This window comes from Arthrobacter sp. Soil736, from assembly GCF_001428005.1.
Classification (GTDB): domain Bacteria; phylum Actinomycetota; class Actinomycetes; order Actinomycetales; family Micrococcaceae; genus Arthrobacter.
Genome location: NZ_LMSB01000008.1, coordinates 139,252 through 152,792 on the forward strand (window position 1 = coordinate 139,252; position 13,541 = coordinate 152,792).

Annotated in this window: 9 protein-coding genes; 3 read left to right on the plus strand and 6 right to left on the minus strand. The window is 67.1% G+C overall.

The window, feature by feature from the left end; all coding sequences use genetic code 11:
* The first annotated feature begins 122 nt into the window (after nucleotides 1-122).
* Nucleotides 123-1,241 (plus strand): IS3 family transposase, encoded by a 1,119-nt coding sequence (locus ASG92_RS06970; RefSeq protein ID WP_082579355.1) that lies wholly within the window; start codon nucleotides 123-125, stop codon nucleotides 1,239-1,241.
* A 208-nt stretch (nucleotides 1,242-1,449) separates the two neighbouring features.
* Here ASG92_RS06970 and argS read toward each other — a convergent pair whose 3' ends face one another.
* From argS to ASG92_RS07000, 6 genes are all read right to left on the minus strand, one after another.
* Complete coding sequence (gene argS / locus ASG92_RS06975) at nucleotides 1,450-3,207, minus strand: arginine--tRNA ligase (RefSeq protein ID WP_056626313.1); 1,758 nt, start codon at nucleotides 3,205-3,207, stop codon at nucleotides 1,450-1,452.
* A 239-nt stretch (nucleotides 3,208-3,446) separates the two neighbouring features.
* A complete protein-coding gene (locus ASG92_RS06980) occupies nucleotides 3,447-5,537 on the minus strand; it encodes a PhoX family phosphatase (protein ID WP_056626314.1) in 2,091 nt (696 codons plus the stop codon).
* Nucleotides 5,538-5,698: 161 nt separating this feature from the next.
* On the minus strand, nucleotides 5,699-6,676 hold the full coding sequence (locus ASG92_RS06985) for an o-succinylbenzoate synthase (RefSeq protein ID WP_056626384.1): 978 nt from the start codon (nucleotides 6,674-6,676) through the stop codon (nucleotides 5,699-5,701).
* Between the two features lie 215 nt (nucleotides 6,677-6,891).
* Nucleotides 6,892-7,551, minus strand: coding sequence for a class I SAM-dependent methyltransferase (locus tag ASG92_RS06990; protein WP_056626316.1), 660 nt, complete (start codon nucleotides 7,549-7,551; stop codon nucleotides 6,892-6,894).
* A 74-nt stretch (nucleotides 7,552-7,625) separates the two neighbouring features.
* Nucleotides 7,626-9,002 carry a sensor histidine kinase gene (locus tag ASG92_RS06995; RefSeq protein WP_056626318.1) on the minus strand — a complete coding sequence of 459 codons (1,377 nt, stop codon included), beginning with the start codon at nucleotides 9,000-9,002 and terminating at the stop codon, nucleotides 7,626-7,628.
* Nucleotides 8,995-10,572, minus strand: a complete 1,578-nt coding sequence (locus ASG92_RS07000) for a response regulator (protein WP_056626386.1) — start codon at nucleotides 10,570-10,572, stop codon at nucleotides 8,995-8,997. The genes ASG92_RS06995 and ASG92_RS07000 overlap by 8 nt, the downstream gene beginning before the upstream one ends.
* Before the next feature lie 532 nt (nucleotides 10,573-11,104).
* Between ASG92_RS07000 and ASG92_RS07005 the strand changes: the two genes are divergently transcribed.
* Nucleotides 11,105-12,700, plus strand: coding sequence for a HAMP domain-containing sensor histidine kinase (locus tag ASG92_RS07005; protein WP_082579356.1), 1,596 nt, complete (start codon nucleotides 11,105-11,107; stop codon nucleotides 12,698-12,700).
* Nucleotides 12,697-13,539, plus strand: a complete 843-nt coding sequence (locus ASG92_RS07010; RefSeq protein ID WP_082579357.1) for a response regulator transcription factor — start codon at nucleotides 12,697-12,699, stop codon at nucleotides 13,537-13,539. Before ASG92_RS07005 ends, ASG92_RS07010 begins: the two co-directional genes overlap by 4 nt.
* The last annotated feature ends 2 nt before the right edge of the window (nucleotides 13,540-13,541 follow it).

Consider the following 13,541-nt stretch of genomic DNA (forward strand, 5'->3'; position numbering starts at 1 on the left):
AAGCGGCTTCGGGCTGAGGTGCGGGACTTGAAGGAGTCCAACGAGATCCTCAAACAGGCCTCGATTTTCTTCGCGAGGGAGCTCGACCCTCGCCGCCGCTGATCTGTCGATTCATCGACGAAATGCGCGCTGTTGGTTATGCGGTCGAGTCGATCTGTGCCGTCCTGCGGGAGCAGGGCGTGCAGGTCGCCGCACGAACCTACCGGGCGTGGAAGAAACGCCCTGTTGGTTATGCGGTCGAGTCGATCTGTGCCGTCCTGCGGGAGCAGGGCGTGCAGGTCGCCGCACGAACCTACCGGGCGTGGAAGAAACGCCTGCCAGCCCTGCGCACCMTYGAAGACGCRCGCATCACCGAYGCACTCCGCGGCTTGAAAGTCCCCGATGCGAAGGGACGCCCCCGGCCCGAGATCATYTACGGGMGGCGGAAAATGACGCAGTGGCTGCGCCGKAACGGMTTCCCGGAAGCCTCCAAACACACCGTGGACCGGCTCATGCGCGAAGAGGGCATGAACGGCCTCATCAGAGGCCGSAAGACCCGCACCACCATCCCCGGCAAGGACGGCCGCCGCGCCGGCGACCTGCTGAACAGGAACTTCACCGCCCCGGCCCCGAACCAGATCTGGGTGACCGATTTCACCTACGTTCCCCTGCTGAACAGGAACTTCACCGCCCCGGCCCCGAACCAGATCTGGGTGACCGATTTCACCTACGTTCCGGTCTACTCCGGATTCGTCTACGTCGCCCTGGTCATCGACCTGTACTCCCGCGCGATCGTCGGCTGGGAAACCTCAACCATCAAGGACACCGCGTTCGTCGAACACTGCCTGAGGATGGCCCTGTGGCGGCGCCAGCACACCGGCCGCCCGGCGCCGGCGGGACTGATCCATCATTCCGATGCGGGCAGCCAGTACACCTCCATCCGTTACACCGACACACTGGCCCTGGAGGGCCTGCAGCCGTCCATTGGCAGCGTGGGTGATGCCTATGACAATGCCGCCGCCGAGACCGTGATGGGGCTATTCAAGAACGAGGCAGTCGCGAAAGACTCACCGTTCCGCACCGGCGCGCTGAAGACCGAAACCGACGTAATGGAGATCGTCTTCGAGTGGGTCCACTGGTACAACAACGAACGCCTGCATTCTGCCCTGGATCACCAGACGCCAGAGGAGTACGAGCAAACATATTATGATCTACAAACCGGCCCGTTACCCGACGACGCCGCCAACAAACAGGCGGCATGATTCCCGGGACGGTTCACACTTCCTGCGGTAGAACGAGAAACGCTCTCGCACATCCTGCGGTCATGCCGCGAGAGGTGAGAGAGCGTTTGAGAAAAACCTGCAGGATCTGGAGGAGCGTCGGCCAAAAACCTGCAGGAAGTGAGAGAGCGTTGCAGGCGGAAGGCGGAAGGCGGAAGGGAGGCGGGCCGGGCCAGGGCCGGCCGCGCGGCTACATGTTGGCCGGGGTCTCGATGCCCAGCAGGTCCAGGCCCTCGGAGAGCCTGTGGAGGACCAGTGTGCACAGGGCCAGCCGCGATTCGCGAACAGAGTCGTCCGCCTTGAGCACGGGGCACTGGTCGTAGAAGGACGTGAACAGCTGCGCCAACTCGAACAGGTACCCGCACAGCCGGTGCGGCTCCAGCAGCTCGCCGACCCTCCGCAAGGTGGCGCCGTACTCCAGCAAGTGCAGCGCCAGTGCACGTTCGACCGGTTCGACGACGGCGATCGTCGCGGCCGCCGTCGGCTCCCCCGCCGCCCCGCCAGCGGTGAGCGTACCAGCCGCGAGCGCCGAGGGTGACTCGCCCGCCTTGCGCACGATGGAGCGGATCCGCGCCGCGGCGTACTGCACATACGGGCCCGTGTTGCCGCTGAGTGCGAGCATGCGGTCGAAGTCGAATACATACTCGGTATCGTGCCCGACGGAGAGGTCGGCGTACTTCACAGCGCCGATGCCCACCTGCCGCGCGGTCGCGGCGCGCTCCTCCGCCGAAAGGTCCGGGCGGCTCGAGTCCACCACGGCGCGGGCGCGGTCCACGGCCTCATCCAGCAGGGCCATAAGCTTCACCGGCGTCCCGGAGCGGGACTTCAGGATCTTGCCGTCTTCGCCCAGCACGTTACCGATTTGCACGTGGGTGGCCTCGACCGTGTCCGGCAGCCAGCCAGCCTCGCGCGCCGTTTCAATGACCATCCGCAGGTGCACGTTCTGCGGTGCGCCCACCACGTAGAGGATGCGGTCGGCGTGGAGTTCCTGGACGCGGTACCGGATGGTGGCCAGGTCCGTGGTGGCGTACCCGTAGCCGCCGTCGGACTTGCGGATGATCAGCGGCAGCGGCTCGCCGTCCCTGCCGGTGAAGCCCGCCGGGAAGGTACACAGGGCGCCCTCGCTGACGCGCGCCAGGCCACGCTCCTCCAGTTCCTGGCACAGCTGTGCCAGATGGGCATCGTACGAGCTTTCGCCGGCGATATGGTCATCCTCGAGGCTGACCCCCAGCTTGGCGTAGATGGCATTGAAGTAGACCTTCGAATGATCGACCAACCGCTGCCAGACCTGCAGGGTCTCCTCATGGGCCGACTGAAGTGACACCACGCGAAGGCGTGCCCGCGTGGCAAAGTCCGGGTCGCCGTCGAACTTTGCGCGCGCTGCCTGGTAGAACGCGCTGGGGTCCTCCACGAGCAGCGCAGCCTCCGGCGAATCCTCGCCGATCTCCAGCCAGTGCTCAATCAGCATCCCGAAGGGGGTGCCCCAGTCGCCGATGTGGTTCTGCCGGATCACGGTGTGGCCCAGCGCCTCGAGGACGCGGACCAAGCTGTCGCCCACCACGGTTGTGCGGAGGTGCCCCACGTGCATTTCCTTCGCAACGTTTGGGGAGGAATAGTCGACGGCGACGCGCTGGGCTTGCGTCTCGGGCCCGCCCTGCGTCTGGGATGCCTGGGTGTTGAGCAGCTCCTCGATCCAGGTGCCGTCGAACGTCAGATTGATGAAGCCGGGGCCGGAGATTTCGACGGCCGTGCACATGCCGTCGAGCTCCAGCGCTTCGACGATCCTGGCGGCAGCATCCCGCGGAGGCAGGCGCACCTTCTTGGCGAGCGCCATGGCGGCGTTGATCTGGAGGTCGGCGAACTGCGACGGCCGCACCACCGGATCAGTGTCGCGGTACTCTTCGCCGAACGCTTCGGCAATGGCTGCCTGGACTCTGGGGACAACCATTTCCGCCGGATTATTCACAAGCCCAAATTATCAGTCCTGGCCTCCCTGCGACGCTCTCTCACTTTTCGCAGCTAAAGCCGAGACGCTCTCTCACTTCCTGCTGTCGAATTGGCAACGCTCTCTCACCTCCTGTCCGCATTGCCACAGGAAGTGAGAGAGGGTCACCCAAAAACCGACAGGAAGTGAGAGAGCGCCACCCAAAAACCGACAGGAAGTGAGAGAGGGTCGGCCAGGAACCGCTAGGCGGCGATACGGAAGACCTGGATCACGGACGGGCGCGGGGCGCGGACCTGGCCGGGCTTCGGCGTCGCACCGGCCGGCACGTAGTCCGGGAAGTACGAGCGGGGCGCCGCGAAGGTGCCTTCCTCACCCGGGTGCTGGACGGAGACGAACACGTGGCCTTCGTCGTCGTGGACGATGGGTCCGCAGGTCTCAGCATCGCGCGGCATTGCCAGGAACTGTTCGACGCGGCCGCGCTCTGCGCCGTCCACGGTCACCTTGAACAGGCCGTCCGCCCGGCCGATGCCCGAGGGGGCGCCGTCGGTGGAGATCCAGAGGTTGCCCACGGAGTCGAACGCCAGGTTGTCCGGGCAGGAGATCGGCGAGACCTGGCCTGCCGGGAAGCCGGAGAAGTAGGTGACGTCTCCCTGTGCCGGATCGCCGCAGACCATCAGGAGGTTCCAGGTGAACTTCCGCGAGGTCTGGTCGCCGGTCTCGGTGATTTCCACGATGTGCCCGTCGCGGTTCTCGTTGCGCGGGTTGACTTCCGTGGCGCCTTCCTTGCCCGGCTTGCCGCGGTCCGAGTTGTTGGTGCAGGCCACATAGACCTTGCCCGAGTGCAGGCTCGGCTGCACGTCCTCGCAGCGGTCCATCTTGGTGGGGCCCACCTTGTCCGCGGCCAGGCGGGTGTAGACGAGGACTTCCTCGACGGTCATGCCGGCAACCATGGACTTGCCGCCGACGACGAGCGGCAGCCATTCGCCCTTGCCGTCGAAGGAACCGTCGGCCGGAACCGTGCCCGTGCCGTCGATCTCGGCGGCAGGTGCGTCGCCGCTGAACTTGGCAACGTACAGGTCGCCCTCGGAGAGGAGCGTCATGTTGTGCTTGCGGTCGCCCTCGACGTACTTGGCCTTCGAGACAAACTTGTACAGGTAGTCGAAGCGCTCGTCGTCGCCCATGTAGGCCACCACGTTCCCGGACTTGGCCACGATCACGTTGGCGCCCTCGTGCTTGAAGCGGCCCAGGGAGGAGTGCTTCTTCGGGGTGGAGGCGGGGTCGAACGGGTCGACTTCCACGATCCAGCCGAAGCGGTTGGTTTCGTTCTCGTAGCCGGGGTTGTTGGCGTTGAAGCGCCGGTCATCAAGTTCCCACTGGCGGGCCGTGGGCTTGTTGGTGAGCCCGTAGCGCTTGTCGGAGGCGGACGTGCCCGGCGCCACGAAGTAGCCGTTGAAGTTCTCTTCGCCGGAGAGGATGGTGCCCCAGGGCGTGGTGCCGCCGGAGCAGTTGCCGAGGGTGCCGTTGATCCAGCGGCCTGCGGGATCGGCCGTGGTCTTGACCAGGGCGGAACCGGCCACGGGACCGGTCAGCTCATAGCGGGTGCTGTTCAGGTAGCGGCGGTTGAGGCGGGCGCCCTTGACATAGCTCCAGGGCGTGCTCTTGTTCGTGCGCTCCAGCTCCACAACCGAGAGGCCGTGGGCCGCCGCACCGATGGCACGCATCTCGGCGGCAGGCATGGTGGCCGGGAACATGATGTTCTCGTTGGTGTACTCGTGGTTTGCGAACAGGACCGCACGGCGTCCCTTGCTGCCCGGGATCTCGAGGATGTCCGAGTAGTCGTTGTTGTAGCCGAACTGGCGCTCCTGGGCTGCGGCCGTCTGGTTGGCGAGATCGAACGCCGGGGCGTCGTTGAAGATGGGGTCGCCCCAGCGGATGACGGGCTGCCAGGTGAAGCCGGCCGGCACGGTCACGGCGTCGACGTCGGCCCCGATGGAGGGGATGGCCGTGAACTGCAGCTTCGATGCGCCTGCACCGTAGCCAGTGGTCGCGGCGGGCGAAAGGCCGGTCCCGGCGTCGGCCACTGCGGTCTCGGAGGAGTTGAGGGCACTTCCGAGTACGACGGCGAGGGCACCGGCGGCGCCGAAGCCCAGGGCGGCGCGGCGCGACAGGGTGGTGGAGGCGATGTCACGGAAGTAGCTGTTGGAGCTGGTGTTGCAGACGTCGCCCGCGCAGGCGTTGTCGCACTTGAGGGCGCAGGTGACAGGGCTGCGCTTGCCTTTGGTGTGGCCAAGCATGGGCAGCAGGGCAAACTTGCGTCCGGGGATTTCAGACATGGAGAGAGACCTTCCAAGGTGTGAGATGCGGTCCCGCCTCCCCTCCTAGGGGTGAGATGCGGCATCGCCCACCCTGCCAGCGTCAACCAAATATGAGAGGACACTCTGGTTAAGTGCCGGTGAACATCACTGGCCCGAAGGACGCAGCCCAGATCGGGGCTTCAGGCAAGCTCGGCGTAGGTCCGGCGCAGCCGGGCGAGCCACCACTCCCTCCGCTCGGGAGCCGCGGCGTACTGCTCAAGCAGCCCCTCGTCGGCGGCCACATCGCGGAGCCGGATGGCGCCGTCGTCGGCCACGAGCGGATCGGTGGTGACGTCCGCGGCGAGCAGCGAGACCGTCCCCAGTCCGCAGGCGTACGGCAGTTCCGGCAGCGCCGCGGCGAGCGCCAGTCCTGCGCGGATCCCCACCGAGGTATCCAGCGCGGAACTCACGACGGCGGGCATCCCGGCCTGAGCCACGAGGTCCAGCGCGCGCCGCACTCCCCCCAACGGGGCAACCTTCACCACGATCAGGTCGGCAGCCCCGGCGCGGGCCACCTTCAGCGGATCTTCCTCTTTGCGCACGCTTTCGTCGGCGGCGATCAGCACCGGCACGCCGGCCGCGCGGAGCCGGCGCCGGACCTCCGCCAGGCCGTCGATGTCCGGCACGGGCTGCTCCGCGTATTCCAGTCCTACGGCGGCGAGCCGGGTCAGCGCCTCCACCGCCGCCGGCACGTCCCATCCCCCGTTGGCATCCACCCGGACGGCGGCCTCCGGCAGTTCGGCCCGGACGGCGGCAACCCGGGCGGCGTCGTCGTCGAGGGACTGGCCGGGTTCGGCAACCTTGACCTTGACCGCGTCCACGCGGCCGAACCGGGCCAGGATTTCCCGCACACGCTCGGCAGGAACTGCCGGCAGCGTGGCATTCACCGGGATGCTGGCCCGCAGCGGCTCCGGGAAACCGTGCCAGCCGGCTTCGATGGCCGATGCGAGCCAGCGGGAGGCCTCGGCATCGCCGTATTCGGGGAAGGCGCCGAACTCGCCCCAGCCCGCGGGTCCGCGCAGCAGCAGCGTTTCGCGTTCCAGGATGCCGCGGAACTTCACGCGCATGGGCAGCGCCACCACACGGGCGCTTTCGAGCAGTTCCGCAAGCGGCGGCATTCCGCCCCACGACGGCAGCGGGAACGCTTGAAGCGGCGGTAACTTGGAGGCCCCGAAAGGCGAAGCGGCAGGCATGATTTCACTGTACCGGTGGGGCCGGCCAGCCCCTCAGCACTTATGCGGCTATGTGGACAACCCGGACAGGAACCAGCACCAGCGCCTCAGGCCGCCCTCAGTCGGCCGCCCTCAACGGGCAGGACTCAACGGGCCCACCCTCAAAGAGCCGGACTCGTCGCGTGGCCCAGGATGTGGGCCACCCTCGGCGCCAGCGGATGGCCTCCGAAGCCGAAGCGCTCATTGTCCTGGACACGGAAACCGGCGGCCGTGATGGCTTCCAGCGTGTCCCGGTTGGGATGGCAGCCGCCCGCAAACCGCTGCCAGGCCGGGCTCAGCAGGTCCTCGGCCGCGGCCAGGACAGGGTTCCCGGACCGGACGTGCTCGTAGTAGGCCAGCGTCCCGCCCGGACGCAGCACCCGGCGGATTTCCGCCAGCACCGTGGCCTGGTCCGCGACGCTGCACAGGACCAGGCTGGCCACCACCGCATCGGCGCCCGCATCGGGGGCCGGGATCTGCTCCGCCACTCCGGCCACCAGGACGACAGGGACGGGAGCCGATTCGGCCCGCCGCCGGGCCAGGTTCCTCAGGTAGTCGTTGGGCTCGATGGCCAGGACGTCAGTCACCGTTCCCGGGTACAGCCCGAACGAGGACCCCTCCCCCGCGCCGATCTCGATGACGCTCCCGTGCAGGCCGGCCAGCAGCCGGCGCCGGTGCTCGGTGCCGCCGCGGCGGTTCATTCCGACGACGGCCCTTGCGTACGCGCGCGCAAACCGCGTGTGCTGCAGCCCAGCCGGCCCGTCGGGTGCGCTCGGGGTCATCAGGGGGAACTCTTTCCGGGGGTTTTACGCCGGTCCCCACGCCTTTGGAGGGGCCGGCGGCTTGTGGGCCGGCGCTAAGGCACCGGTTGCGGGACTTCCCGCAGGACAACATCCATTTCGGCGCCGAAACGCGCGATCACGGTGGTCCCGCGCCCCGGAGCGGACATCACCTGCAGTGTACCGCCGGCCTCGCCGATGGTGTCCTCCATGATGCGCAGGCCGAAGTGGCCTTCCGGCGACCCAAGGCTCTGGTCGAAGCCGCAGCCGTCGTCGTGGATGCGGATTTCGGCGCGGTTGCCGTCCTGGGTAAGCCGGAGCCGGGCTGTGGCCGCCTTGGAATGCTTGGCCGTATTGGCCAGGGCCTCCCGTGCCACGCGGTAGAACAGCGCGGCACGGTCCCTGTCCAGCTCGCACTTGGGCGGCAGCTCGAGTTCGAGGCTGATCCCGCGTTCCTCGAGCGGATCCCCCAGCCTCGCGAGGGCTCCGCTGAGCCCCAGCCTGTTGAGGTCCGGCGGATAGAGTTCGGTGGTCATCGCCCGGAGGCTCCGGACATTGTCCTGCAGGATCCTGCGGGCATCGGCGAAGAGCGCACGCTGCGCCTGAGGGCCGTGGCGTTCCTCGGATTCCAGCACATAAGACAGGCCCGAGAGGTCCTGGATCACTTCATCGTGGAGATCCCTGGCAATGCGCTGGCGCTCCAGCTCCGAGGCCTCGATGGCCCGGCGCAGCAGGCGGCTCCGTGCCGCCTCGTACGCCTGGATCCTGCGGGCCAGCCGGACAGCCGGGAAAAGCTGTGCCAGCTGCAGCACGCCGAGGGCCAGGAGGAACGGCGGTGCCATGCCGAACAGGACCGCAGCCTGCTCCGCCCGGACTCCGTCGTTGTCGTAGTAGGCCTCGAACACCAGATGCTGGCCGTCCGGGGCGGTGACAGGCACGTAGACCTCCACCAGCTCCTGCTGCGTCGCATCGGGTGTGTTCACTTCGTCCTTCTGCATCTCAAGATTGGCTGGCACGTGACCTCCGGCCAGCACCTCCGCGGCCTCGTGCGGAAGGTCGAACTTTTTGCCAATCAGCTTCGAGTCGTCCGAATAGATAATGCGCCCGTCCTTGTCCCACAGCCGGATCTCGAAAACCGAGGTTTCCCCCATCCAGGGGCGCAGCCGCTCGTCAAGGCGCTCCACCGCCGTCGGGTTCCCCGACAGGACTTCTTCGTCCAGGAGGGGCGCCACCACGTTGCTCGCCAGATGCTCGGTCGCTTCCTTCGAGTTCTGCAGGGCGTGGTGTTCGGCCTCGGACCAGATCCAGAAGGCTACCGGAGTGGTGACGACGACGAGGGCAACCAGGCCCATGAGCAGGAACCGCCGGACGGCCCTGAAGACCTCGGAATTCTCGGACGCCGGCGATTCAAACGGGCGGAACAGGGCAGGCTTTCGAAGGGACGGCCTAGCCATGGGACGGCTGCTCAAGCATGCCGCGCCGTGACGCTTCCATTACCGATTCCAGCTGCGAATGAGTGCCTAGCTTGGCGAAGATTGCCTTCACGTAGCCGCGGCAGGTGTTGAGGGAGATGTCCAGCTTGCTGGCCACCTCCTTCGAGCCGTGACCGCCTGCCATCAGCCGGAGCACATCAAGCTCACGTGGCGTCAGCACCGGACCGCCCGCCTCCACCGCCCGGACGGCCGGTGCCGGCTTCGGCGTGCTCATGCCCAGCTGGGCCACAAGGGACGGGTGGACCACCATGTTCCCGGCCCGCGCATACCGGAGCGTATCCAGCAGCGTGGACAGCGAGCCGCCCTTCGGCAGGAAGGCGCAGATGCCCATCGAAGCAGCGGTCCGCAGCGCATCCGGCGTCGGGTCGCCGGTCAGCATCACGATCCGCGTGTTCGGTGCATCGGCCAGGATGCGGGCGGCGGCGGTGAGGCCGTCGCCGTCGGGCAGGTGGTAATCCATGATGACGACGTCGGGCTTGAGCGCCATGCTCTGCTCCACGCCGCTCTTGGCGGTGGTGGCCGAAGCCACGCTGCGGAGGTCCGGCTCGCGGTCAAGGGCGGCGGTCAGCAGCTCGGTGAACGTGCTGTGGTCGTCGATGGTCAGGATGCTGATTTCCCGGGAGCTTTGCACGGACAGTGCCGGCAAAGGCGCGTCGCCGTCGTCGGACATCTCAGAGGATTCCTCGTCGCTGGCAGCGGTTGCCTGCAGCAGCCTGGCATGCGCATCGCGGAGGGCACGTCCCGGCAGGCAGCCGATCTCCTGGTCCATGACCCGCCGGCAGCGACCGTAGGCCCGCAGCGCTTCCATGTACTGTCCGGATTCCTCCAGCCCCAGAACCAGTGCGGTCCAGGCCCGCTCGTTGATGGGATCATCCAGCAGCAGTTCGCTGGCCAGTGCCACGGCGCGTTCGGGCTGCCCCACGGTGACGGCGGCTTCGGCGGCACGGGCCTTGATGCTGGCCACACGGGCCGAGTGCAGTCCGCGTTCCTCTTCCGCCCAGCCTGCCAGGAGCTCATCGCCGAGCAGAGGCACCGAGGCGATCTCCAGCGCCTTCTCGAGCATCCGGAAAGATTCCTCCGGGCCGGCATGTCCGGCCTGCTTCAGGAGTTCATCGAAGCGGTCCAGGTCAAGGTCCACCATGGAACGGTCAATCAGGTAGCCGCCGGTGACTGTGCGGAGTGCGCCGCCCTTGCCGGTGCCCGGCTGCAGGTGTCGCCGGAGGACGCTGACGTAGCTTTCGAGGGTGGACAGGGCCTCGGCCGGAGGCTGCCCGTTCCACAGGACGTCGATCAGGTGGTTCTTGGAGACCGGTGTACCCAGCTTGAGCAACAGGATCTCCAGCACCTGCCGGGGCTTTGGTCCGCCCAGCTCGTGCGATCCGATGACCACGTTTCCGCGGCGGACCCGGAGCGGACCCAGGATGTTGATGGACAGCCGCGCTGACTGCCCGCCTTTCAAAGTCGGCGGAAGGTACTCGTCTTCGCGGGCCCTACCCGGCCAGCGGGTGTCCTCTGCAACTGACTGAACCATCTGCGCACCTACTATCCCCATGAACTGCATTCCCCATGAATGGCTTGTCCTCATATTTGTCACTCGGCCATGTAGGGGCACGAGTAGCGAGTACTCGATTTTTGGCACGGGGACTACTTGGATGCTCTGGCGGCCTTTGGCGACCACCTGTCTGCTGCCTGCCGGCGGACCCCCTGAGTACTTGGGGTAGGGCGTCCGTGGGGGTGCTGAAACACCAAGTTTTTCCCAAGATCACGGGGCTAGTTTCGTATTACCGCAGTTCCAGCGGTGATGCGGCGATCCTCGTCCCCGGGGGACCGCCTAATAACCATGAAATGGGTGATCCAATGACACGGGCCATGGCCGTGGCGGGTGCAACCAAGTATTCCGAGTACCCGGCGTTGAGGGGCGTACCGGGCGACTTCCGCGGCCAAAAATTTTTTGCCGAACGGGCAATTTCATGTACGGCGTTAAGTTACCGGCACGTAGTCCGGCGGCACGTACCGGCAGAGGCAGCCCCGCCGGCATCACCCCGACAACCACAGGCAGCACCGTGAACCCGGCCAGCGCACTGCGGGCGGAGGTCCACTCCGTCCGGTTCCGGGTGCTGGCCACACTGCTGATGTTCATGGCCGTGGGGCTATTCGTTTCCGGCGCGTTCACCCACGCCGCGCAGCTGAAAATCCTCAATGAGAACGTCAACGAGCAACTCCAGCTGCCAAGCCAGAACCTGGACGCCCTGGCGCAGCGCGGCCGGCCGAACTCCGGCGGTGCGGCCTACACCTCGCTTGAAGAGCTTTTTACCACCTACCTGCGGGGCGGGTCGCCCGGAGGCTCCGAGTCCGTCATGACCATGGTCCGCGGCGGCAACATCATCCTGCCCATAGGGGACCAGCGCACCAAACTGAATTCGCCACAGGTAATCCAGCGCCTCTGGGACTGGCGGGTTCCCGGCCAGACCGTGCTGAGGGACACCGTGATTGACGGCCGCCAGGTCCGGCTCGCCATCACCTCCGTCTCCCTGGAGGGCCGGCCCGACCAAGGGCTGATGGTGGTCTCCAACGAGATCGGCGCCCAGCGCGCCGAAGTCATCCAGTCCATGTGGATCTACGGCCTGGCCTCGCTGGCAACGCTGGCGTTGGCGGGTGTGGTGGGGTACCTGGTCACCGGACGGCTGATGAGTCCTATCCGGCGGCTGCGGGAGGCCACCCAGAGCACCACGTTCGACGACCTCACCAAGCGCGTGGAGGTTCCGACCAGCACGGACGACGTCGCCCAGCTGGCCATGAACTTCAACCACATGCTGGAGCGGCTGGAGTCCGGCTTCGAGAACCAGCGCCGCTTCGTGCACGATGCCAGCCACGAACTCCGGACACCCATGACCATCATCCGCGGCTACCTGGAACTGCTCCGCGCCGGCGATCCGGCCGACGTCGACCAGACCCGGGAGTTGCTCCTGGACGAGCTGGACCGGATGCAGGAACTGGTGGATGACCTGCTGATCCTGGCCCGCAGCGGCCGTCCCGACTTCATTTCCCCGGACTGGATCGAAACCGACGAGTTCCTGGTGGCCGTCATGAACCGGGTCAAGGTCCTCGGCGAGCGCCGCTGGCTGCTGGATGCCAAGCCCGGCGGCCTGGTCCATGCGGACCGCCGCCGGCTGACCCAGGCCGTCGAGCAGCTCGCGGCGAACGCCGTGAAGCACACGTCGGAGGCGGACCGGATTTCGGTGGGGGCTGCTTGGGCGGAGAACGACGACGGCGGCGCTCAGCAGGGCGCGCGGCCCGGCCTCGCGAAAAACCTCGAGATCTGGGTCGCGGACACCGGCGCCGGCATTCCCGCCGAAGATCACCAGCGCATCTTCGAACGATTCGGGAAGGGCCGGAATGCCGCCGGCACGGAAGGCTCGGGCCTGGGCCTCTCGATCGTGAAAGCCATTGCCGAGGCGCACGGCGGTACGGTCCGGCTGGAATCCGAGGTGGGCAAGGGGAGCCGCTTCGTGCTGGTCATTCCGTCCGGAGGCGGTGACAGCAGCGGCGAAGAAGGCAGCGGTGAGGCGGACAGCACAGCTGGCGATGCCGTCCAACTCCACGTGAGGGGGCCGTCGTCGGGCATTGAGATCCTGACCAAGGCCGGAGGAACGCCATGACGCGGATCCTGATCGCCGACGACGAGCCCCGCATTGCAGCATTCCTCGCCAAGGGCCTCACGGCCGCCGGTTACACCACCACCCAGGTGTCTGACGGGGTGAAGGCGCTGGACTACGCCACCTCCGGCGAGTTCGACCTGCTCATCCTGGATATCGGAATGCCGCGGATGGACGGCCTGGCCGTCCTCCGGAACCTCCGGGCCATGCGCACCACGGTTCCGGTGATCGTCCTGACCGCGGCGGACAGCCTCGAAAACACGGTGGCCGCGCTCGACGGCGGGGCGGACGACTACATGACCAAGCCCTTCAGGTTCGAAGAGCTCCTCTCCCGCGTCAAGCTCCGGCTGCGCGGGACACAGGGCGTTACCCCCACGCCGGCCCTCGTCTGCGGAGACCTGACCCTGGACGTGAACCTGCGCACCGCGGAAATCGGCGGCCGCGTGATCGACCTGTCAGCGCGGGAGTTCGTCATGGCGCGGACCTTCATGGAGAACGCAGGCCGGGTCTTGAGCCGCGAACAGCTCCTGAGCCGCGTGTGGGGCTACCACTTTGAGGGTTCCTCCAACGTCGTGGACGTATATGTCCGGTATCTGCGGCACAAGCTCGGCGCGGAACGCATCCAGACCATCAGGGGCGTGGGCTACCGCCTCATGTGCATGCCTGCCCCGCTTGCGGACACCCGGGCCGGCAGCGACCCGGCAGCCGCCGACCCGGCCGGCAACGACCCGGCCGGCGCCGAAAACAGCGGCACTGAAGGCTCCGGTGACCAGCCCGCGGACCAGCCCGGTAACAAGGACCGCAACGGCGACCCCAACGGCCAGGAGCCCGCGGCCGTGTAGGC